This window comes from Bradyrhizobium sp. CCGUVB23 (genome assembly GCF_024199885.1).
In the GTDB taxonomy this organism is placed as follows: domain Bacteria; phylum Pseudomonadota; class Alphaproteobacteria; order Rhizobiales; family Xanthobacteraceae; genus Bradyrhizobium.
The window spans coordinates 6,210,029-6,232,777 of the sequence record NZ_JANADQ010000001.1; the positions used below are offsets into that span (position 1 = coordinate 6,210,029).

General features: G+C 64.1%; 13 protein-coding genes. 5 read left to right on the plus strand and 8 right to left on the minus strand.

What is annotated here, in order from left to right; all coding sequences use genetic code 11:
* The first annotated feature begins 83 nt into the window (after positions 1 to 83).
* The 3 genes from NLN62_RS28690 to NLN62_RS28700 are packed head-to-tail and all read left to right on the plus strand — an operon-like array spanning position 84 to position 4,136.
* Positions 84 to 686 (plus strand): K(+)-transporting ATPase subunit C, encoded by a 603-nt coding sequence (locus NLN62_RS28690; protein WP_254111111.1) that lies wholly within the window; start codon positions 84 to 86, stop codon positions 684 to 686.
* Between the two features lie 40 nt (positions 687 to 726).
* Positions 727 to 3,450, plus strand: a complete 2,724-nt coding sequence (locus NLN62_RS28695; RefSeq protein ID WP_254111112.1) for a sensor histidine kinase KdpD — start codon at positions 727 to 729, stop codon at positions 3,448 to 3,450.
* Positions 3,447 to 4,136, plus strand: a complete 690-nt coding sequence (locus NLN62_RS28700; protein ID WP_027524675.1) for a response regulator — start codon at positions 3,447 to 3,449, stop codon at positions 4,134 to 4,136. Before NLN62_RS28695 ends, NLN62_RS28700 begins: the two co-directional genes overlap by 4 nt.
* 69 nt (positions 4,137 to 4,205) lie before the next feature.
* Here NLN62_RS28700 and NLN62_RS28705 read toward each other — a convergent pair whose 3' ends face one another.
* Positions 4,206 to 5,090 (minus strand): Ku protein, encoded by an 885-nt coding sequence (locus NLN62_RS28705; RefSeq protein WP_254111113.1) that lies wholly within the window; start codon positions 5,088 to 5,090, stop codon positions 4,206 to 4,208.
* Between the two features lie 120 nt (positions 5,091 to 5,210).
* Between NLN62_RS28705 and ligD the strand changes: the two genes are divergently transcribed.
* Positions 5,211 to 7,862, plus strand: a complete 2,652-nt coding sequence (ligD, locus tag NLN62_RS28710; RefSeq protein WP_254111114.1) for a DNA ligase D — start codon at positions 5,211 to 5,213, stop codon at positions 7,860 to 7,862.
* 135 nt (positions 7,863 to 7,997) lie between these two features.
* On the opposite strand, the gene NLN62_RS28715 is transcribed toward ligD, so the two are convergent.
* The gene (locus NLN62_RS28715) at positions 7,998 to 8,162 is read right to left on the minus strand and encodes a DUF3309 family protein (protein ID WP_211384334.1); all 165 of its coding nucleotides are present in this window, start codon (positions 8,160 to 8,162) and stop codon (positions 7,998 to 8,000) included.
* Positions 8,163 to 8,337: 175 nt separating this feature from the next.
* Between NLN62_RS28715 and NLN62_RS28720 the strand changes: the two genes are divergently transcribed.
* The gene (locus tag NLN62_RS28720) at positions 8,338 to 8,655 is read left to right on the plus strand and encodes a polyhydroxyalkanoic acid system family protein (RefSeq protein ID WP_254111115.1); all 318 of its coding nucleotides are present in this window, start codon (positions 8,338 to 8,340) and stop codon (positions 8,653 to 8,655) included.
* Between the two features lie 9 nt (positions 8,656 to 8,664).
* Here NLN62_RS28720 and treY read toward each other — a convergent pair whose 3' ends face one another.
* Genes treY through NLN62_RS28750 form a run of 6 tightly spaced genes read right to left on the minus strand, consistent with a single transcriptional unit; the run spans position 8,665 to position 22,666 of the window.
* Positions 8,665 to 11,448, minus strand: a complete 2,784-nt coding sequence (gene treY, locus NLN62_RS28725) for a malto-oligosyltrehalose synthase (protein WP_254111116.1) — start codon at positions 11,446 to 11,448, stop codon at positions 8,665 to 8,667.
* A gap of 2 nt (positions 11,449 to 11,450) precedes the next feature.
* Positions 11,451 to 13,205: a malto-oligosyltrehalose trehalohydrolase gene (treZ, locus tag NLN62_RS28730; protein ID WP_254111117.1), complete on the minus strand. Its 1,755-nt coding sequence runs from the start codon at positions 13,203 to 13,205 to the stop codon at positions 11,451 to 11,453.
* Entirely contained in the window at positions 13,202 to 15,277 is a 2,076-nt protein-coding gene (gene glgX, locus NLN62_RS28735) for a glycogen debranching protein GlgX (RefSeq protein WP_254111118.1), read from the minus strand. The genes treZ and glgX overlap by 4 nt, the downstream gene beginning before the upstream one ends.
* Positions 15,278 to 15,280: 3 nt before the next feature.
* The gene (gene glgB, locus NLN62_RS28740) at positions 15,281 to 17,428 is read right to left on the minus strand and encodes a 1,4-alpha-glucan branching protein GlgB (RefSeq protein WP_254111119.1); all 2,148 of its coding nucleotides are present in this window, start codon (positions 17,426 to 17,428) and stop codon (positions 15,281 to 15,283) included.
* Entirely contained in the window at positions 17,421 to 20,714 is a 3,294-nt protein-coding gene (gene treS, locus NLN62_RS28745) for a maltose alpha-D-glucosyltransferase (RefSeq protein ID WP_027524667.1), read from the minus strand. The genes glgB and treS overlap by 8 nt, the downstream gene beginning before the upstream one ends.
* Positions 20,715 to 20,725: 11 nt before the next feature.
* Entirely contained in the window at positions 20,726 to 22,666 is a 1,941-nt protein-coding gene (locus NLN62_RS28750; protein ID WP_254111120.1) for a maltotransferase domain-containing protein, read from the minus strand.
* Positions 22,667 to 22,749: the final 83 nt, after the last annotated feature.

Here is a 22,749-nt window from a genome sequence, read left to right on the forward strand (position 1 = left end):
AGCAACGAAGCAATCCAGATCCTTCGGCAACAGCCTGGATTGCTTCGCTTCGCTCGCAATGACGGAGAATTAGGAGACGCAACATGCTCAGAGAAATCCGCCCCGCCATCGTCCTGCTGGTCGCGCTCACTGTCATTACGGGACTGGCCTATCCGCTCGCGATGACCGGCATTGCCGGCGTGCTCTTCCCAAGCCAGGCGCAAGGCAGCCTGATCGTGAAGGACGGCAAGGTCATCGGCTCCGCCTTGATCGGGCAGGAGTTCAGGGATGACAGATATTTCCACGGCCGCCTGTCGGCGACGGTCGCGCCGGATCCGAATGATTCGACCAAGACCGTGTCCGCGCCCTACAACGCTGCCAATTCCGGCGGCTCCAACCTCGGCCCGACCAGCAAGGCGCTGGCCGACCGGCTGAATGAAGATGTGGACAAGCTGAAGGCGGATAACCCGGGCCAGCCCGTGCCGCTCGACCTGGTCACGACGTCCGGCAGCGGTCTCGACCCGCACATCTCGCCGGGAGCCGCCCAATTCCAGGTGCCGCGCGTGGCCAAGGCGCGCAACATGCCGGAGGAAACCCTCAGGCAGATCGTGGCCGCCAACACCGAGGGCCGCCTGCTGGGCCTGATCGGCGAGCCCCGGGTCAACGTGCTGGCGTTGAACCTCGCGCTCGACCGCGCCGCCAAGTAGCGGCCTAGGCTCCCCGTGGCCGGATGATTATAATGCGCTGATGGTCAGAGAGCGCCGCGATCCCGAACAACGTCCTTCGCCCGAGGCGCTGCTGGAAGCGGCGCGCCGGGAGGAGAGCGCGAGCGGCAAGCTCAAGATATTCGTCGGCGCCGCCCCCGGCGTCGGCAAGACCTACGAGATGCTGCAAAGCGCGCACGCCAAGCGCAAGGCGGGTACCGACGTCGTCGTCGGGTTCGTCGAGACCCATGGCCGCGCGGAGACCGAAGCGCTGCTTCGTGGGCTCGAAGTCGTCCCGCGTAGGAAACTCGACTATCGCGGGCAGGTTCTGGAGGAGATGGACCTCGATGCGGTGATCGCTCGCCGGCCGCAAATCGCCCTGGTCGACGAACTCGCCCACACCAACGTGCATGGGAGCCGACATCCCAAGCGCTATCTCGACGTCGAAGAGCTGCTCTCGAACGGCATCGACGTCTACACCGCCGTCAACATCCAGCACATCGAAAGCCTGAACGACGTCGTTGCCCAAATCACCCATGTCCGGGTGCGCGAGACCGTGCCGGATTCGGTGTTCGACCGCGCCGACGCGATCGAGTTGATCGACCTCACGCCCGACGATCTGATCCAGCGGTTGAAGGAGGGCAAGGTCTATGTGCCCAAGCAGGCCGAGCGGGCGCTGGAGCATTACTTTTCGCCGGGCAATCTCACGGCGCTGCGCGAGCTGGCGCTGCGCCGCACCGCCGAGCGTGTCGACGAGCAGCTCCTCACCCATATGCAGGCCAATGCCATCGCGGGCCCCTGGGCCGCGGGCGAGCGTATCCTCGTTTGCGTCAGCGAGGATCCGCGCGCGGCAGGCCTCGTGCGCTACACCAAGCGTCTCGCCGACCGGTTGCACGCGCCATTCACCGCGATCTCGATCGAGACGCGGCGATCGCTCCAGCTCTCGGACACGGAGCGCGATCGGCTCGCCGACACGCTGCGACTTGCCGAGTCCCTTGGCGGTGAGGCGCTGACAATTCCCGGCGTCGGCCGCCGCATTGCCGACGACGTCATCAACTTCGCACAAGGCAACAACGTCACGCAGATCGTGATCGGAAAATCGACGCGCTCGCGCTGGTTCGAGATCACGCGCGGCTCGGTGGTGCATGACCTCGTGCGCCGCTCCGGCAACATCACCGTGCACGTCATTTCCGGTGACGAATTGCCCGGCGAGGCGGCGCCGAAAACAGCGGTGCAGACGGCGGCCCGCACGGAACCGTTCGATCCGCGTCCCTATCTCAAGGCGCTGGGAATCGCCCTGCTTGGACTCGGCGCCGCCGAGCTGATCCAGCCCTATTTCGGCATCGAGAATGTCGATCTCGTGCTGCTGACGGCGGTGGTCGCTGTTGCGGTGCGCTACGGCCTCTGGCCGTCGCTGCTTGCCACGGTGGTAGCGTCGCTTTGCTACAATTTCTTTTTCCTGCCGCCGATCTATACGTTCACGATCACAGATCCGACCAACGTCGCGGCCTTCGTGCTGTTCATGGTGGTTGCGATGCTGGTATCCAATGTCGCGGCTCGCGTGCGTACCCAGGCCGATACCGCGATCGGCCGGATCAGGATGACCGAGCAGCTCCATGCCTTCAGCCGCAAGCTGGCGGGCACCGCGACCCTCGACGATGTCTTGTGGGCGACCGCCTACCAGATTGCTCTGATGCTGAAGGTTCGCGTCGTGCTGCTGCTGCCGGAGGAGGGACTGCTGACGGTGAAGTCGGGCTATCCGCCGGAGGATGAGCTCGACCAGGCTGACCTTGCCGCCGCCAACTGGGCCTGGAGCAACGACCGCTCTGCCGGCCGCGGCTCCGACACGCTGCCCGGCGCAAAGCGCCTGTTCCTGCCGATGCGCACTGGGCGTGGCCCGATCGGCGTCATCGGCATCGACAACGACCGCACCGGTCCGCTGCTGACGCCCGATCAGCGCCGGCTGCTCGATGCGCTGGTCGACCAGGGCGCGCTCGCGATCGAGCGCGTGCTGCTGGTCGAAGACATGGATCGGGTCAAGCGCACGGTCGAATCCGAGCGGCTGCGCTCGGCGCTGCTCACCTCGATCTCGCACGACCTGAAGACGCCGCTCGCCTCCGTTCTTGGCGCGGCCTCGACCATGCGTGACCTCGCCGGCGCCCTGTCCGATACCGAGAAGCGCGACCTGCTGGCAACCGTGATCGACGAATCCGAGAGGCTCAATCGCTTCATCGCCAATCTGCTCGACATGACCAAGCTCGAATCCGGCGCGATCGTGCCGAACACGGCGCTGCACGACGTCAGCGAAATCGTCGGTAGTGCGCTGAGGCGCACGAGCAAGATCCTGACGCGCCACAGGGTCGATCTCCGGCTCGCGGCCGACCTGCCGATGCTCGAGCTCGACGCCGTGCTGTTTGAGCAGGTGCTGTTCAATCTGCTCGACAACGCGGCAAAGTATTCGCCAGCGGATACCACCATCGCAATCCGCAGCCAGCGCGACAAGGACTGTGTCGTGCTCGAGGTGGCCGACGAAGGCGAGGGCATCCCGCCGGGCGAGCTCGAGAGCGTGTTCGACAAGTTCTATCGCGTGCAGAAAGGCGATCATGTCCGGCCCGGCACCGGGCTCGGACTTGCGATCTCCCGCGGCTTCGTCGAGGCGATGCACGGCACGATCACGGCTGCGAACCGCGGGGATCGCAGCGGTGCGGTGCTGACCATTCGCCTGCCGATCCCGGCGCAGACCAACGCATTGGACACCGCCGCATGAGCACACCATCGATCAAGGTTCTGGTCATCGACGACGAACCGCCGATCCGCAAATTGCTGCGGATGGGGTTGACGACACAGGGCTATGACATCCTGGAAGCGCCGAACGGCAGGACCGCGCTGGAAAAACTCACCGAGGAGCCGGCGCTGATCATCCTCGATCTCGGCCTGCCCGATATCCAGGGCCATGAGCTGCTCCGCACCATCCGCGCGCGCAACGAGAGCGTGCCGATCGTGGTGCTCTCGAGCCGCGGCGACGAGGCCGGCAAGGTGCAGGCGCTCGATCTCGGTGCCGACGACTATCTGACAAAACCGTTCGGCATGGACGAGCTTCTGGCGCGGCTGCGGGCCGCGCTGCGGCACCAGCTCCAGGTCAAGGGCGAGCGTCCGGTGTTCCGCACCGGCGATCTCTCCGTCGATCTCGTTCGCCGTATCGTCAAGGTCGGCGAGCGCGAGATAAAGCTGTCGCCGAAGGAATACGATCTCCTGCGCGTGCTGGTGCAGCACGCCGGCAAGGTGCTGACGCACCGGTTCCTGTTGAAGGAGCTATGGGACGAGCTGACCGATGCGCAATACCTACGCGTTTACGTCCGCCAGCTTCGCCAGAAGATCGAGGCCGATCCCGAGCGGCCGCAATATGTGCTGACCGAAACGGGGATCGGGTATCGGTTGAAGGCGGGGGATTGAGCTCGCTGTCCGGGCGTCACCCTGCCTCCTCACCATGAGGGGTTAGGGCGATGCGCGTTGCGCAGGCTATCAACCTGCCTTCCGATGCCTCGCCGCCGCGCGATGTGTCTTACGCGTGCTGCGATGCCGGCTCGTGCTCCGCCGTGGATGGGAGCGCGCCGACGCCCGTCCCCTGCCTCGTCCTTTCAAGCTTTGCTTCAGCGCGTCCATCAGATTGATGACGTTGCTTGGCCGCTCCTCGGGCTCGGGCAGCTCGATCTTCTTGCCGCTCGCTTTTCGCTTTACCAGCGCCTTCAGCGCGTCCTCATACTCGTCCTTGAATTTTCTGGGGTCGAAATGCGCAGCCTTGGTGTGCAGGATATGGCCGGCGAGCTCGACCATGTCCTTGGTGATCTTCGGGCTCTTGATGTCGTCGAAGAACTGGTCCTCGTCGCGCAGCTCATAGGGGTAGCGCAGCGTCGTGCCGAGCAGGCCCTTGCCGAGCGGTTCTATGGTCATGACGTGCTCGCGGTTCGTCAGAACGATCTTGGCGAGCGCCACGCGGTCCTGGTCCTTCAGTGCATCGCGGATCACGGCAAAGGCTTCGACCGCGGCCTTGCCTTCAGGGGCGATGTAATAGGGACGGTCGAGATAGCGCTGGTCGATCTCATCTCGCGGCACGAAGCTCTCCATCTCGATCGTGTGGTTGCTCTCGATCTGGACGGCTTCGAGCTCCTCCTTGTCGATCTCGACATATTTGCCCTTGCGCAGCTCATAGCCCCGCACTTTCTGGCCATCCTCGACGACGTCGCCGGTCTCGGAATCGACCATCTGCTGCTTCAGGCGGTTGCCGGTCTCGCGGTTGATCATGTGAAAGCGCGTCTTCGCAGCGAAGGTGGTCGCGGGGTAGAGCGCGACCGGACAGGTGACGAGCGACAGCTTCAACGTTCCTTTCCAATAGGCGCGGGGAGCCATTGCAATCTCCAGCGGTTTCAAGGTGTTTTAGGAACTCCAACCAATGCTATGGGTTTTGGTTCCTGATGCGGCTTTGGCCGTGATAGGCTCGAATGCACTTACGAAAATGCGGGACCGGTCGTGCTGAGAAACCTCTCCACCTATCGGAAAAAGCGGGACTTCGAGATCACCCCGGAGCCATCAGGCGAGACGAGGGTAGCGCCGTCGAAACAGCGGCGTTTCGTAATCCAGAAGCACGACGCGACCCGGCTTCATTACGATCTCCGGCTGGAGTTCGACGGCGTCTTCAAGTCCTGGGCGGTGACGAAGGGCCCTTCGCTCGACCCGCATGACAAGCGGCTCGCGGTCGAGGTCGAGGATCATCCGCTCGACTACGGCGATTTCGAAGGCACCATACCGGAAAGCCAGTATGGCGGCGGCACGGTGATGTTATGGGACCGCGGCTATTGGGAGTCTGAAGATCCCGAGCGCGGCTTCAAGAAGGGCGACCTGAAGTTCACGCTGCACGGCGACAAGCTGCATGGAAGCTGGGTACTCGTGCGCATGCGCAACCGCGGCAGCGAAAAACGCACCAACTGGCTGCTGATCAAACACCGCGACGACTATGCCCGCGAAGGCAAGGGCAATGACATCCTGGACGCGGACAAGTCGGTCGCCTCCGGCCGGGCGATGGAGCAGATCGCCGAAGGCAAAGGGCGCCCACCAAAGCCGTTCATGCTGGCGAAGGGCACCAAGGGCCAGGCCGATGCGGTCTGGCAGTCCAATCGCGCCGAGCAAGAGACGCGCACCATCAAGCCTGCGCCGCGCGCGGCCCTGAAGAAGGGCAAGGCGACGACAGCAACGACCGCGAAGAAGGTGTCGGCGATGCCCGACTTCGTCGCGCCGCAGCTCTGCACGCCGGTGGAGCGGCCGCACCCGGGCGAGGGCTGGTGCCACGAGATCAAGTTCGACGGCTACCGTGTGCAGCTTCGCGTCGAGGATGGCGAAGCGACGCTCAAGACCCGCAAAGGCCTCGACTGGACCGAAAAGTTCGCATCAATCGCCAAGGAGGGCGGCGCGCTGCCGGACGTGCTGATCGACGGCGAGATCGTCGCCCTCGACCACAACGGGGCGCCGAGCTTCTCCGCGCTCCAGGCGGCGCTTTCGGACGGCAAGACCGATGACCTCATCTTCTTTGCTTTCGATCTCCTGTTTGCCGACGGCCTTGACCTGCGCCGGTTGCCGCTCGGCGAGCGCAAGACGCGGCTTAAGAAGTTGCTGGGCGCGCGCAAGAAGAAGTCGAGCCAGATCCGCTATGTCGAGCATTTCGAGAGCGGTGGCGATGCGGTACTGCAATCGGCCTGCAAGCTCGAGCTCGAAGGCGTGGTCTCGAAGAAGCTCGACGCACCCTATCGTTCGGGGCGCACCGAAAGCTGGACCAAGGCAAAATGTCGCGCCGGCCATGAGGTCGTGATCGGCGGTTACAAGACCACCAACGGCAAATTCCGCTCTCTGATGGCTGGCGTGCACCGCGGCGATGATCTCGCCTTTGTCGGCATCGTCGGCACCGGTTTTGGTGCCGACAAGGTCAAGCGCATCATGCCGCTTCTGAAGGCGGCGGAGGCCAAAGAGAGCCCGTTCGGCGGCAAGAACGCGCCGAAGAAGACCCGCGACGTGCACTGGCTGAAACCCGAGCTCGTGGCCGAGATCGAGTTCGCGGGCTTCACCGCCGACGGCAACATCCGTCAGGCGGCGTTCAAGGGCCTGCGGCAGGACAAGCCGGCCGAGGAGGTCGAAGCCGAGAGGCCGGCGAAGACGGAGCTTGCTGAGCCGTTGCCGCGGACGAGCAAGGCGAAGGCAGGTCGGCGGCAGAAGGAGTCCGGCGCGGCCGAAGTGATGGGCGTCGTCATCTCGAAGCCCGACAAGGAGCTGTGGCCGGATGGCGGGGATGGCGATCCCGTCACGAAGCTTGATCTCGCGCGATATTTCGAGGCGGTTGGCGAATGGATGATCGCGCATCTGAAGGGGCGGCCGTGCTCGCTCATTCGCGCGCCCGACGGCATCAATGGTGAGAAATTCTTCCAGCGCCATGCCATGCAGGGCACGTCGAATTTGTTGGAGCTCGCAAAGGTCTCCGGCGATCGCAAGCCATATTTGCAGGTCGATCGGATCGAGGGGCTTGCGGCGGTGGCGCAGATCGGCGGCGTCGAGCTGCATCCCTGGAATTGCGCGCCTTACGCCTATGACACGCCGGGCCGGCTGGTGTTCGATCTCGACCCCGCGCCGGACGTGGCGTTCCCCGATGTGGTCGAGGCGGCCAGGGAGATGCGGCAGCGTCTGTCCGATGTTGGCCTGGAGAGCTTCTGCAAGACCACCGGCGGCAAGGGCATGCATGTTGTCGCGCCGCTGCTTCACGGTGCGCGGGACAAGGTGGATTGGAAGGAGGCGAAAGCCTTTGCGCAGGGCGTATGCCGATGGATGGCCGACGACGATCCGGAACGATATCTGCTCAACATGTCGAAAAAGCTGCGCAATGGAAAGATCTTCCTCGACTACCTGCGCAACGATCGCCTCTCGACGGCCGTGGCGCCGCTGTCGCCGCGTGCCCGCGACGGCGCGACGGTGTCCATGCCGCTGACCTGGGCGCAGGCGAAGAGCGATCTCGATCCGAGGCGCTACACGCTGCGCACCGTGCCGGGACTTCTGGCACGATCAAAGGCGTGGGATGGCTATGATGATGCGGCGGCATCGATCAAGGCCGCGATCAAGAAGCTGGCAGGGAAGGTGAAGTAGGGCTTTGCCGAGATCTCGGTGGGGACGGCATCTGTCCGGTGGGTTAGCGAAGCCTAACCCACCACTTCTTCCGCAGTGACAAAAGCGGTGGGTTACGCCTTACGGCTAACCCACCCTACCAAAGCGTGTGCGCGGCTAGATCCTTCCCATCAGCAGCAATATCAGCAGAATGACGATGATCAGTCCCAGTCCGCCGCCACCGTAATAGCCGGTGCCATAGAACGGACCGCCGCCGATGCCACTGAAGCCGCCGAGCAGGGCTATGACCAAAATGATCAGAATGATGGTACCTATGGACATGCAAATCTCCTCCCGCCCTCTCAAAGAAGGGTCGTTGTCTTGACCGATTTTCGTCGGGGCAACTTGCCGTCATAGTGAAAGTTCCTCGCGCGGATCGTGATAAGAAGGCACCACGCAGCGGAACCTTTGTGTTCTGACGCGGCCCGATTTACATCAGTGGGCAGAGGTCATTGCCATGTCAGCACCGCTCGTCGTTTCGATCCCGCACCGGCTCGGTCGCGAGGAGGCAGCGCGTCGTCTGAAGTCCGGGCTTGGCCGTGCAGCGGCCAGCATTCCGGTGATGCAGGTCGAGGAAGAGCGTTGGGAGGGCGACCGCATGAATTTCCGCATCCGCGCGCTCGGTCAGGTCGCAGCCGGCCAGGTGGACGTTGGCGAGGATCAGGTGCGGGTCGAGGTGACGCTGCCCTGGCTGTTGCAGCGCTTCGCCGAGTTGGCGCAGACCACCATTCGCAAGCGCGGTCAGTTGCTTCTGACCAAAGGCGACGAAAAGTAGGTCTCGTCGTCAGGCTTGCACGCGGGGGCGCGCGAGCCTTGCTGCGCTCGCAACGCGCGCCTTGAGCACTGTTGCGGGGAGTGCGCGAAATGCCAGCGAGAGCCGCAGTTCATCACCGTCGCGCCCTGCGATCGCGTACCCCTTCACGTTGACGCTCGCGTCGAATGCTTGCGCACTCGGCCATTCACGGCCACCTTGGGTAAATGGAGCGAATAACCGTCCGACCGCGATGATCGCGGCATCGCGGCCGTGGCGCCGCGCGAAGGCGATGACGTGGTCGCCGTGCGGCCCGCTCACCTCGAGCGGTTGGTAGTCGCCACGGGTGAACACATCGACAAGCTCGGTGCGCAGTTCGAGGAGCCGCCGCGTCCAGGCGAGCTTGAGCCGGCCATCATGCCAATGCTTGGCGAGGCTGTCCCAATCCGGACTTTTGAGCGAAGCGAGTGCATCACTTCGCGCGGCAAAATCAACGGGACGACGGTTGTCGGGGTCGACCAGCGACAGATCCCAGAATTCGGTGCCTTGATAGAAATCCGGTACGCCAGGCAGTGTCGCCTTCAGAGTGAGCTGGCCAAGTGAATTGAGCGCGCCGAGCAGGGCGAGGCGCCGGGCGAGGGTCTGGAGCGCGTCCAGGAATTCGGCGGAGACTGTGGGGTCGAGGACTTTCGCGATGAAATTCCGCAAACCTTGCTCGTAGGCCTCGTTCGGATTGAGCCAGCTCGTCTCCTCCTTGCCTTCGCGGGCAGCCTTGAGCGCGTAGGCCTGGATGCGGTCGACGAAGCTCGCGTCAGGCGGTGCGGACACCCATGCGCCGAGCAGCGTCTGGTAGAGCATGTATTCGAACGTCGCCGACGGCGTGCGCATCTCGCCATGCGTCGTGATGTGCGGCGCGTTCAGCACCTTCCAGCGTGCCACCGCGCTGGTCCATTCGCCCGGGATCTCGCTCAGTGCGGCAAGCCGCGCTCGCGCGTCCTCGCCGCGCTTGGTGTCATGCGTGGCCGTGGCTGTCATGCCGTGCGGCCATTCCCTTGCGCGCGCCTTCATGGCCTCGTGAAACATCGATAGCGCGAGAGCCTTTGCGGCGGGATCACCACCGACCTCGTTCAGCGCGAGCAGGCGGTGATAGCGATAGAAGGTCGTATCCTCCAGGGACTTCGCCAGCATCGGCCCGGTGAACTGCTGCACCTTCAGCGCAAAGCGGCGCACGCGCGGGGTGCTGTGCGGCGGCCGATCCGGCTTGAGCAGGTCCATGGTCAGGGCGTCGTGCAGGAAGTCGAAAATGCCCTCGTCGGCCGCGAACCATTCCGCGCGGGCTCGCGCGATGGTGTCTTCGATCAGCTTGCGGTCGTGTGCGGTTGGTCCGCTCGTCGTGATGTAGGTGCGGTAGACCGGGAAATGCAGCACGTAGAGCTCGAGCGCCTGCCGCAGACTGTCGGCCGAAAAGTCCCGCGTCGAATAGTGCCCATTGGCGATGCGGGCGAGCAGGCGCGATAGCACGGTGAATTCGCTGGTGAGGAGCGTGTCCAGCACGCGCCGCTTGGCTTCCGTGAGATAAGGAGCAAGCCGCGGCGAGCGGTTGCTGAGTTGCCGCCAGGTCTCGTCGAGCGCGTCGAGCCCCTTGGCATCGACCATCACCTGGGTGATGACGTTCATCCATTCATAACCGGTGGTGCCGTGAACGCCGGCGAAGCGCGGCAGCCGTTCGTGCTCGCACAGGATCTTTTCGATCACGGTGTAAAACGGCTTTGCGGGGCCTTGCGCGTCGCGGACGATCCGGCGCAGCCGCTGGCAATATTGCGCGGGATCGCGCAAGCCGTCGATATGATCGAGCCGGATGCCCTGCAGCCTGCCGTCCGCGACCACTTGCTTGACCAGCCGGTGTGTGGCCGCAAACGTGCTCGCGTCCTCGACCCGCAGGCCGGCAAGACCGTTGACGTCGAAGAAGCGGCGATAGTTGATGTCGCTGGAGGCCAGCCGCCAGTGCCCGAGCTTGTAGTGCTGGCGCTCGAGCAGGTGATGCAGGGCAAGCGTTTGGGTCGGGCGGTCCTTGGCCGAACGATAGGCGGCAAGACCTCGCTCCATGATTTCGGGAGCGCCGGCGATCGCCGTCAGTTCGGCCTTGAAGGCCGGCGCTTCCTCGCGGTTGGGATGACGCAGCCCCTTGTAGCGTTCGGCGAGCACCAACAGGCGCTTTCCCGCGTTGCTCTCGGTAGCATCCGCCTCCTTGACGATCATCCGCAGGACTTCGCCATAGCGCTCCGGCGCGATCGGCAGGCGATGCTCGAAGTACCAGGCCGAAAAGGTGCCTTCGCCCGCATCAAAGCGCAGCTCGATCTCGCTGCGCTCCAGCGCTTCGCCATAAGCCGAGCCGAGGATCGGCAGCAGTACGCCGCCGCGGGCGCGATACGGCAACTGGTCCCAGTCGATGTCGAAGGAAGCTGCGTGCGGCGAGGCCGGTCCCCATTCCAGCACGTCCAGCCAGTACGGATTGTCGGCAAAGTGGACGCCGACGTGGTTCGGAACGAAGTCGATGATCAGGCCGAGGTCATGTTGCTTCAGCGTGTCGCTGAAACGGACGAAGCCGGCTTCGCCGCCGAGCTCTGGATTGAACTGGCTGTGGTCGACGATGTCGTAGCCATGGGTCGAGCCCTTGCGCGCCTTCATCAGCGGCGAGGCGTAGACATGCGTGATGCCGAGCGCCCGGAGATAGGGGACGACGGTTGCAGCGTCGTCGAAGTTGAAATCGGCGGTGAATTGCAGGCGATAGGTGGCGAGCGGGATTGAGGGAGGCATGCTCACCTCTCAAGGCGCCAGACCACCGACCAGGGCGCAAGTCGGTCACCGGGCTCGCCGCCCCAGATCGGCGTGCCGGTCGATTTTGGTGAGGTGACGTGGCGATCGGACAGGTTGGCGGTCAGGCGCAGCGTCGCGCCGTCCCCCATGCGCCAATGCGCGGTCAAGAGGCCGCTCTCCTCAGCCTTGGCCTCGCCAAAGGCAGCGCCCGCAAGCCGTGGCATGATCGCCTCGCGGCGAATCTGCAAGAGCTCGCGCACCAGCGACAGCCGTGCGTCTTCCTCGGGCGTGCGGAACTCCCAATCGAGCACGGCAGATTGCGGCGTCGCCGGATCGAGCGGATCGGGCACCTCGTCGCCATACTTTGCATAGGCCCAGGCATATTCCTGGCGCCGTCCCTTGCGGACGGCATTGGCGAGATCGCCATGGAAATCGCAGAAGAACGGGAACGGCTTGTTCGAGCCCCATTCCTCGCCCATGAACAGCATCGGCACCATCGGCGCGAGCAAGGTGACGGCGAGCGCCGCCTCGATCGCTTGGGGGCTAGCAATGCGCTCCAGCCGATCGCCGAATGGCCGGTTGCCGATCTGGTCGTGGTTTTGCAGGAAATTGACGAAAGTGTCCGGCGGAAGCTGCCGGCTCGGCTCGCCGCGCGGCTTCTTGCCCCAGAACGCGGAGACCTCGCCCTGGTAGACAAAGCCTGACGCCAGCGCGCGGGCGAGATCGCCATGCGGCGAGTGCTGATAGTCGCCATAATAGCCGGAGGATTCGCGCGTGAGCATCACGTGCCAGACGTGATGATAGTCGTCGTTCCACTGGCCGCGATATTTTCCGTTCGTCGGCTCCTCGGTGGGATCGAGCAGGCTCGCGCGATTGTCGCCATTCTCCAGCACGAGATGGATGTGCCGCCCGGTCGCCGCCGCAAGCTGGCCCGCGGCGACGCTGAGATCGTGCAGCACCGACTGCTCGCCGGGGAACGCCATGATGTGATTGGCGGCGTCCAGCCTCAGTCCGTCGAAGCGGAAGTCGCTGAGCCAGTAAAGCGCGTTCTCGACCGCGAAGGCGCGGACCTGCGGCACGCGATAATCGATCGCGCTGCCCCACGGCGTATGCGCATCGGTGAAGAAGTTCGGCGCGTAACGGCCGAGATAGTTTCCCTCGGGTCCGAAGTGGTTGTAGACCACGTCGAGAAAGACCATCAGGCCGCGCAGGTGCGCTTCGTCGATCAGCGTCTTCAAGTCTTCGGGCCGGCCATAGGCGCTGTCGGGCGCGTACCATAGCACGCCGTCATAGCCCCAGCCGTGCTTGCCCGCGAAGTCCGCCAGCGGCATCAACTCCAGCGCGGTGATCCCGGTCGCGACGAGATGATCGAGCCTGTCGATCATGGCGCGATAGCTTCCTTGCGGCGTGAAGGTGCCGACATGGGATTCCAGCAGCACCGTCTCTTGCCACGGGCGGCCGCGCCAATCTCTGGCACGCCATTCAAAACTGTCGTGGTCGATCACCTCGCTCGGCCCGAACACGTCCTCGGGCTGGAAAGCCGAGGCGGGATCCGGCACGTCAAGTTCGTCGTCGATCCTGAACTGATAGCGGGCGCCCGCCTTCAGCCCGGCAATATCGGCCACATACCAGCCGTCCTCTCGGCGCTGCATGGCATGGCGCTTGTCGAGCACAAGGTCGACGTGCCTCGCGCCGGGTGCCCAGAGCCGGAACGACACGCCCTCCTTGCTTGCCTTGGCGCCGAAGGATGGCCTCATAGCGCGCCCGCGAAGGCGAGCACCGAGCGCGGCGGCGCCTTGCTGTCGGTGCCGGGCAGGAAGTCGACCGTGTTCAGCTTGGCGCCGGTCGTATTCAGGATCTGCTGCCAGCTCTTGTATTCGGCCATCTTGGGCAATTTGAATCCGATCTCTTCCGGTGCGGCGTTCAGGACAATAAAGATCGCGGGCACGCCGGGTTCCAGCGGGCCGAGCACATAGGCGAGAAATCTCCCTTCCGGGAAATTCCAGTCGCTCTCCTTCATCTCCTCGGCCGCCGGTGTCAGCCACAGGACTCCGTAGGAGCCGTCGGCGCGGCGGCCGTCGAGCCAGCGCTGGCTGCGGAGCTGCGAGAAGCGGCGGCGGATCTCGGCGAGCTGGCCGACGAACTCGACCATGTCCTCGCCGTTGTTGCCGAGATTGTCCCAGAGCACCCAGCCCACCTCATTGTCCTGGCAATAGGCATTGTTGTTGCCGGACTGGGTGTTGCCGACCTCGTCGCCGGCGAGCAGCAGCGGCGTGCCCTGCGCAAGCATGAGGCAGGCGAGCACGTTCTTGCGGAGCTGGCGGCGCAGCGACAGGATTTGCGGGTCGTCGGTCGGGCCCTCGACACCGCAATTGTTGCTGTGGTTGTCGTTGGAGCCGTCGCGATTGTCCTCGCCATTGGCCTCGTTGTGCTTCTGGTTGTAGCTGAAGAGGTCGGCGAGGGTGAAGCCGTCGTGCACGGTGATGTGGTTGATGCTGGCGCGCAGCTTGCGGCCGTCATGGTGGAACAGGTCGGATGAGGCCGTCATGCGGCTGGAGATGTCGCCGATCAGGCTGCCTTCGCCGCTCCAGTAGCGGCGCATGGCGCTGCGGTAGCGGTCGTTCCATTCCGACCATTGCGAGGGAAACGCGCCGACCTGATAGCCGCCGAGGCCGAGGTCCCAGGGTTCTGCGACGAGTTTTACGCCCTGGAGCACCGGATCCTGGCGGACCGCGGTCAGGAACGAGCTGCCGCGATCAAACCCGTTCGGTCCGCGCGCGAGCGTGGTAGCGAGATCGAAGCGGAAGCCGTCGACATGGCAGACCTCGACCCAGTAACGCAGCGAGTCCGTCACCATCTGCAGCACGCGCGGATGGGTGAGGTTCACCGACGAGCCACAGCCGGTGAAGTCGTCGTAGTAGCGCGGGTTCTCGCGGTTCAGCCAGTAATAGGAGGCGTTGTCGATGCCGCGGAAGGACAGCGTCGGGCCGAGATGGTTGCCTTCCGCGGTATGGTTATAGACGACATCGAGCATCACCTCGATGCCGGCGTCGTGCAGGCGCGCCACGGTGGTGCGGAAGGAGTCCAGCGGATTGTCCTGCGCGTAGCGTGGCTCCGGCGCGAAGAAGGCGAGGGTGTTGTAGCCCCAGTAGTTGGCGAGCTTCTTCTCCACCAGCACGCGGTCGTCGATGAAGCCGTGGATCGGCAGCAGCTCGACGGTGGTCACACCTAACCGTTTCAGATGCTCGATCATTGCAGGCGAGGACAGTCCGCCAAACGTGCCGCGCAGGTTCGGCGGCACGTCGTCGCGCCTCTGCGTCAGCCCCTTGACGTGGGCCTCGTAGATGATCGTCTCGTCCCAGGGGATGTTCGGGCGGATTTCGCGCCGGCCCCAGTTGAAGGTCTCGTCGACGACGACGGCCTTGATCATGCCACGCGCATTGTCGCGCCGGTCGAAGGATAAATCCTCGCGCGGGCTGCCGGTGCGATAGGCGAAGTGCGCGTCGCTCCACACCAGCCGCCCGGCGAGCCGCTTGGCGTAGGGGTCGAGCAGGAGCTTGTTGGGATTGAAACGGTGGCCGTGCTCGGGCTCGTAGGGGCCGTGCACGCGGTAGCCGTAAAGCTGACCCGGCGAGACGTCGTTGAGATAGCCGTGCCAGACGTCCTCGGTGCGCTCGGGCAATTCGATGCGCTCGAGCTCGCGCCGTCCCTGGCTGTCGAACAGGCACAGCTCGATCTTCTGCGCGTTGGCGGAGAACAGCGCGAAGTTGGTGCCGCGTCCGTCCCAGCTTGCACCGAGGCGTGCGGGCGTTCCGGCGGTCAGTCGCATGCGTCAGCTTTCCGGAACGAGGAAGATCGCAGCCAGAGGCGGAATGGTCAGGCGGAGCTCCGGCGTCTTGCCGTCAACCGCCTGCACCTCTCCGACGTTCCCGACATTGCTGCCGCCATAGTGAGCGGAGTCGGAATTGAGGACCTCGTGCCATTTGCCGGCGAACGGCACCCGGACGCGGTAGTTGCGATAGACGTTCGGCGAGAAATTCACGATCACGAGACAGCGCGCGCGGGCGTCGAACCCCTTGCGCAGCCAGGCGAACACGTTGCGGTTGGCATCATCAGTAATCAGCCATTCGAAGCCGGCCTGATCGCAATCCATCTGATGCAGCGCTGGCACGGCGCGATAAAGCCGGTTGAGATCGCGGACCAGCGACTGGATGCCGGAATGGTTCTTGTCTTCGAGCAGATGCCAGTCGAGCGACTGGTCGTGATTCCATTCCTTGCCTTGCGCGAACTCGCCGCCCATGAACAGCAGCTTCTTGCCGGGATGGCCGAACATGAAGCCGTAATAGGCGCGCAGGTTCGCAAAGCGCTGCCACTCGTCGCCGGGCATGCGGCCAAGGATCGATCGCTTGCCGTGAACGACCTCGTCGTGTGACAGCGGCAGGATGAAATTTTCCGAGAAGGCGTAGTGCAGGCCGAACAGGATTTCGCCGTGATGGTGCTTGCGGTAGATCGGATCCTTGCTGATGTAGCTCAGCGTGTCGTGCATCCAGCCCATGTTCCACTTGTAGCCGAAACCGAGGCCGCCATATTCGACGGGCCGGGAAACCTGCGGCCAGGCGGTGGATTCCTCCGCGGCGGTCGTGGCCTGCGGAAAGCGCGCGAACACTTCCGAATTGAAGCGCCGCAGGAAAGCGATCGCCTCGATGTTCTCCCGTCCGCCATACTGGTTCGGGATCCAGGCGCCCGCAGGACGGCTGTAATCGAGATAGAGCATCGAGGCGACCGCGTCGACGCGCAGGCCGTCGATGGAGTAGCGCTCCAGCCAGAACAGCGCGTTCGACACCAGGAAGTTCGTCACTTCGGTGCGGCCGTAATTGTAGATCAGCGTGCCCCAGTCGAGATGGCGACCCTGTAGCGGATTGGCATGCTCGTAGAGAGCCGTGCCGTCGAAATGGCCGAGCCCGTGCGGATCGTCGGGGAAATGTCCGGGCACCCAGTCGAGCAGCACTCCGATGCCCTCGCGATGGCAGGCATCGACCAGCGCGGCGAAATCCTCCGGCGAGCCGAAGCGGCTGGTCGGCGCATAGAGGCCGGTCGGCTGGTAGCCCCAGGAGCCGTCAAAGGGATGCTCGCTGACGGGAAGGAATTCGAGATGGGTGAAGCCCATGTCGCGCGCATAGGCCGGAAGCTGCTCGGCGAGCTCGCGATAGGTCAGCCATTCGTTGTCGCCCTTGCGCCGCCAGGAGCCGAGATGCACCTCGTAGATCGACATCGGCGCCGAGAGCGCGTTGATACCTTCGGGCGCCGGCTGTGGGCGCGGCAGATGCGCTTCGTCGAACACGATCGACGCCGTCTTCGGCCGCACTTCGGCGGCAAACGCCAACGGATCGGACTTCAGTGGCAGATTGTGGCCGTGCGGTCCGACCATATCGAACTTGTAGTGATCGCCAGCCTTTGCGTGCGGGATGAACAGCTCCCAGTAGCCGACGCCGCGCACGCGCATCGGGTGGCGCCGCGCGTCCCAGAAATTGAAGTCGCCGACCACACTGACCCGCCGCGCATTGGGCGCCAGCACGACGAAACCGACACCGTCGACGCCGTCGAGCGTCATGGGATGCGCGCCGAGCTTGTCATAGAGCCGCTGATGCGTGCCTTCACCGAGCAGATAGAGATCGAAATCGGTCAGGATCGGCGGAAAGCGATAGGGATCTTCGAGCTCGACGACATTGCCGCCGAACGTCGCGCGCAACTGGTAGCGCTTGGCGCCATTGGGCAGCGCGCCTGCGAACAGACCGGACTCGTGGATGCGGTCGAGCTTCGCCACCTCGCCATGCTCGCCGACCGCCTCGACTTTGGAGGCCTCGGGCAAGAAGGCGCGCACCACGCTTTTGTCGCCCTCGGGATGGAGCCCGAGATAGTGGAAGGGATCGGAGTGGCGCCCCTCGATGATCGCATAGGCTTCGGCAGATAATTTAGGCATGTGCTTCGCTCTCCGCATTGGACAGAATGCGAAGCAGCCCGGTCAGCGGCGCATTGAGCGCCTCCGGCCGGTGCGACAGTTCGTACTCCACCTCATCGAACGATTTATCAAGCAGGAAAAATCTTAACAGGCCGTCCGCCGAATGCGGATCATTTGTCTGCAGGCGCTGGTCGGTCATGGCCTCGCGATAGGCGGTGAGGAACGTCGCCGTGGCGCGCTCACGCCATTCGCCGAGCGCGGTCGCGAGCCGTCCTCGTTCGTCCGCCGCGCCCTTGAGCGCGCGGTCCACCGCCGCGGTCACGGCAAGGTCGATCGAGCAGACGAGGCTCGCGACGTCGCGCGCCGCGGGCGCCTTGCGCCTTCGCTCGGCCAGCGGGAGATGGGGATTGCCATCGAAGTCGATGATGAAGATGTCGTCCTTCACGATCAGAATCTGCCCGAGGCGGAAGTCGCCATGATGACGGATGTTCAACCCGCCGATGTCGGATGGCAATAGCTTCGTGAGCAAGTCGGGAAGGGTCGAACGCCGGTCCATGAGCAGGTCGACCAGCGGGCGATCGGCCTCTCGCAAGCCGTTGCGGCTTTGGGCCAGCGTTTCAAAGGTACGTTCGGCGCGCTGGTGGAGATCCTTGGCCCATTGGGCGACGTGCGCAGAGGTGACCGGCTCGGGCGCGAGATCGGCGCCCTCGGCCCTGGCGAGCGCGATATGCAGCTCAGCCAGGCGCCGGCCGGTCTGGGCGAGATAATGCAGATAGGGCACCTGGTCCTGGTTCTCGCGCGGGGCTTCGCTTGCGGCGAGCAGGCGCTGCTCGTCGATGTAGCGATCCAGATAGCCCGACGTCACCGCCCAACCGTCGCCCTGGTTCTCGACATAGGCATGCACGACGCCGACGGCGCTCCGCCCATTACCTTCCACCAGCTCGGCGCTGCCAAGCAGCGCGGGCGCATTGGCGTACTGGGCGACCTCGGTGAGGTAGTGGCCGAGCTCGATCTCGGGGTTGGTGCCGGTTTCGAGCCGGCGATAGATCTTGGTGACATATCGATTGTCGACCAGCGCGGTGCTGTTGGCCTGCTCGACGGCGCGGATCTGCTCCGGCTGCTTGACGGTGTCCGCACCGAAGCGGCTGGTCGGCTTGAAGTCCAGCCGAAGGTTGTTTTCCTCGACGATCAGGGACTGGCTGAGATTACGCAGGAACAGGCCGATGAAGATCTGGTCGGTCGCGACGTCGAGCAGCGTTCCTTCGCGCGCGCCCTGGCGCACCGCGGCCAGCGCCCTCGGGTTGAAGCGTTCGCGGTCGAAGCGAACCCATTCGATCTGCATCGGCATCACATAGCGCGACGTGACGCCGCGCTGCGTCGCCTCGAAGAATGCGAGCCAGGGCCGGTTGTCGCCGATGTCGCAGAACGGGACCGCCGAAGTCAGGGTCGGCCGGATCTGCGTGGGACTGCGCTCCGGATACCAGCGGGTCCGCGACAAGAATCCCGGCAGCACGTCGCGCTCGAAGACGCCGCGCTCGCGCGCAAGCGAGACCCAGGTCGAGTTGACCGGCACGACCAGCGTCTCGAATTCGGGCACCGCGCGCGGCGTCACCGGCTCGGACTTGTCACGCTCGCGGAGCTGGAACCAGTAGTAGCCGTAAGGCCCCAGCGTAATCATGTAAGGCAGCTCGCCGATCGCAGGGAAGCGCGTGCGGCCAAGCATCTCCTGCGGGACCCGGTCTTTCCACGGCGACAGATCGAGCTCGGTCGCCTGTGCTGCGCGCGAGAGATTGGCGACGCAGAGGATGACCTCGTCGCGATATTGCCGGACATAAGCCAGCACGGAACGGTTGGCCGGTCGTATGAAGGTCATGCTGCCGCGGCCGAAGGCGAGCGTCGACTTGCGCACCGAGATCAGGCGCTTGGTGGCGCTGAGCAGCGAGGAAAGGCTGCGCGACTGCGCCTCCACGTTGACCGCCTCATAGCCGTAGACGGGGTCCATGATCAGCGGCGCGTAGAGGCGTGCCGGGTCGCAGCGCGAGAATCCGCCATTGCGGTCCGGACTCCACTGCATCGGCGTGCGCACGCCGTTGCGGTCGCCGAGATAGATGTTGTCGCCCATGCCGATCTCGTCGCCGTAGTAGATGATCGGCGTGCCCGGGAACGACAGCAGGAGCGAGTTCATCAGCTCGATCTTGCGCCGGTCGTTGTCCATCAGCGGCGCGAGTCGCCGGCGGATGCCGAGATTGATGCGGGCCCGCGGATCGTTGGCATAAGTCGACCACAGATAGTCGCGCTCGACGTCGGTGACCATCTCCAGCGTCAGCTCGTCATGGTTGCGCAGGAACAGCGCCCATTGGCAGCTCTGCGGAATGTCGGGCGTCTGGCGCAGGATATCGGTGATCGGAAAGCGGTCCTCCTGCGCGATCGCCATGTAGATGCGAGGCATCAGCGGGAAGTGATAGGCCATGTGGCATTCGTCGCCGCGGCCGAAATATTCCTGCACGTCCTCCGGCCATTGATTGGCTTCCGCCAGCAGCAGCTTGCCCTTGGAGTAGGCGTCGAGCTCCTGGCGCAGCCGCTTGATGATGGCGTGCGTCTCGGGAAGGTTCTCGTTCGAGGTGCCCTCGCGCTCGCAGAGATAGGGGATTGCATCGAGCCGGAATCCGTCGACGCCGGCGTCGAGCCAGCGCTTCATCACCTGAATGATGGCGCTGACCACCCGCGGATTGTCGAAATTGAGATCAGGCTGGTGTGAGAAGAAGCGGTGCCAGTAGAACGCGCCGGCCTCCGGATCCCAGGTCCAGTTGGATTTCTCGGTATCGGTGAAGATGATCCGCGTACCCTGATATTTCTGGTCGGTATCGCTCCAGACGTACCAGTTGCGGGCGCTCGAGCCGGGCGGGCTGCGGCGGGCGCGTTTGAACCACCTATGCTCGTCGGAGGTGTGGTTGACGACGAGCTCGGTGATCACCCGCAAGCCGCGCCGCTGTGCCTCCTGGATGAAACGCTTGAAATCCTTCATCGTCCCGAAATCGGGATTGACCGAGCCGTAATCGGCGATGTCGTAGCCGTCGTCGCGGCCGGGCGAGGGATAGAACGGCAGTAGCCACAGCGTGGTGACGCCGAGATCCTGCAAATAAGGCAGTCTTTCGGTCAGCCCGGCGAAGTCGCCGATGCCGTCATGATTGCTGTCGGCAAACGCCTTGACGTGGAGCTGGTAGATGATCGCGTCCTTGTACCAGAGCTCGTCCACGACCTCGGCAGCTTCGACCTTCTTCTCGTCAACGGAGGAAAGAACGTTCATGCCGTGGATCCTCACGCCAGGCAGCGGAACAAGAGCGCCGGATCGCGATAGGGATCGATGCGCAGCCGGATTCCGCCCCATTCAATTGCGGACTGCTCGCCGGTGAGAAGGTTCTCAACGCGCGCAATGTGGCGACGTTCCCCGTTCACGCTGGTCGTGACGCCGCCAAGCGGGAGCCAGAACTCGCGCACGTTGGGCGACAGCGCGATGGCCACGAGGACGGTATTGGTATGGTCAATCGACTCCTTGATGAAGGCGATCACGTCGCCATCGTCGATGCCGAGAAAGCGCAAATTCGACGTCTGCTGCAGCGCCTCGTTGTCGCGCCGGATGCGATTGAGCTCGGCGACATAGGACTTGATGTTGCCAGGCCGGTCCCAGTCGCGAACCCTGATCTCGTATTTTTCGGAATCGAGATATTCCTCGAGCCCGGGAACGGCCTGGTGTTCGAGCAGCTCGAAGCCGCTATACATGCCGTAACTGCCGGACAACGTGCCCGCCAACGCGACGCGCGACTTGAACATCCAGGGCTCGCCGCTCTGGAGATGATACGGCAAGACGTCAGGCGTGTTGACGAACAGGTTGGGGCGGCAGAAGTCGCGCTCGGGATAGCCGGTCATCTCAGCCAAATATTGCTCCAGTTCCCATTTTTGCGTTCGCCACGGAAAATAGCTGAAGGACTGGGCGAAGCCGAGCTTGGCGAGTCCCTTCAGCGGTTTCGGCCGGGTGTAGGTCTTGGAGAACAGGATCACCTCGGGATGCTGGCGGCGGATGTCGCGGATCAGCCACTCCCAGAAGCTGAAGGGCGCCGTGTCGTGATTGTCGATCGCAAAGATGGTCACGCCATGGTCGATCCAGAACAGCATGATGTCGCGGAAGGCGTTCCACAATTCGCTTCGGGTCAGGCAGGAGAAATCGGGAACGACGATGTCGGGATAGTCCGCTGTCCGCATCGAGCCGTCTGGCCGCCATTTGAACCATTCCGGATGCTGAGTCAGCCAGGGATGATCGGGCGAACACTGAACGGCGAAATCGAGCGCGAGTTCGACGCCGTATTCCAGACAGGTCGCAACCAGCGCACGGAAATCCTCGATGGTGCCGAGCTCCGGATGCAGTGCGTCGTGGCCACCCTCAGGCGCGCCGATGGCGTAGGGGCAGCCCGGATCGCCTGCAGCGGCGACCGGGGAATTGTTGCGGCCTTTGCGGCGGGTGCGACCGATCGGGTGGATCGGCGTGAAATAAAGCACGTCGAAACCCATCGCGGCGATGTCGGGGACACGGGCGATGCAATCCCTGAGCGTGCCGTGCTGGCCCGTACCCTTGCCCTGGCTGCGCGGCATCATCTGGTACCAGGTGCTGAAGCGTGCCTCCTCGCGGTCGACGATCAGCGGGAAGAGGGGCGAGCGGGTGAGGTCGGGCCGCGACTGGCTGTTGGCCATGGCATCCCTCAGCTCATCCGCCATCAGCGGGGTGATCTCGCCGGTTTGCAGGAAATCCTCGCATTGCCGCAGGATGATCGCGGTGGCTTCATCGTCTGTGCCATGGGCCTTGGTCAGGAGGGCCGCGCCCTCGATTGCATCGAGCGTGACATCTGCTCCGGATCGCTGCCTGAGTGTGAGCCCGTGACGCCAGGTTCCGAATTCGTCGGTCCAGGCCTCGATGGCGTAGACATACTGGCCCGGCTCGGGCGGAGTGAACGCGCCGACCCAGCGGTCATTGCCGTGATGGAGCATGGGCGTGCGCTGCCATTCCCGATCCTGCTCGCGGCGCCAGAGCAGTGCGGCGCTGGCCGCGTCGTGGCCGCCGCGGTAGATGTCCGCCCAGACGTCGACGCGCTCGCCTGCGACCCGCTTGACGGGAAAGCGGCCGCCATCGACCAGCGGATAGACGTCTTCAATAAGGAAAGTGCCGCCGGCTGCGACACTCCCGACAGTTTGAATTGTCTTGTTCACGGTGATGCCATTGACAACAAACCAGCGTCTCGTTTCCCTTGCTGGGAACCGACGCTTGGTACCTATATAGAAAGCCTCTTGTG

Coding starts and splice junctions, on each gene's coding strand:
- treS (WP_027524667.1), bottom strand. CDS start 20,714: ATGAACGTTCTTTCCTCCGTTGACGAGAAGAAGGTCGAAGCTGCCGAG.
- NLN62_RS28720 (WP_254111115.1), top strand. CDS start 8,338: ATGTCAGCACCGCTCGTCGTTTCGATCCCGCACCGGCTCGGTCGCGAG.
- NLN62_RS28690 (WP_254111111.1), top strand. CDS start 84: ATGCTCAGAGAAATCCGCCCCGCCATCGTCCTGCTGGTCGCGCTCACT.
- NLN62_RS28695 (WP_254111112.1), top strand. CDS start 727: ATGGTCAGAGAGCGCCGCGATCCCGAACAACGTCCTTCGCCCGAGGCG.
- NLN62_RS28700 (WP_027524675.1), top strand. CDS start 3,447: ATGAGCACACCATCGATCAAGGTTCTGGTCATCGACGACGAACCGCCG.
- glgB (WP_254111119.1), bottom strand. CDS start 17,428: ATGCCTAAATTATCTGCCGAAGCCTATGCGATCATCGAGGGGCGCCAC.
- treY (WP_254111116.1), bottom strand. CDS start 11,448: ATGCCTCCCTCAATCCCGCTCGCCACCTATCGCCTGCAATTCACCGCC.
- NLN62_RS28705 (WP_254111113.1), bottom strand. CDS start 5,090: ATGGCTCCCCGCGCCTATTGGAAAGGAACGTTGAAGCTGTCGCTCGTC.
- treZ (WP_254111117.1), bottom strand. CDS start 13,205: ATGAGGCCATCCTTCGGCGCCAAGGCAAGCAAGGAGGGCGTGTCGTTC.
- glgX (WP_254111118.1), bottom strand. CDS start 15,277: ATGCGACTGACCGCCGGAACGCCCGCACGCCTCGGTGCAAGCTGGGAC.
- NLN62_RS28715 (WP_211384334.1), bottom strand. CDS start 8,162: ATGTCCATAGGTACCATCATTCTGATCATTTTGGTCATAGCCCTGCTC.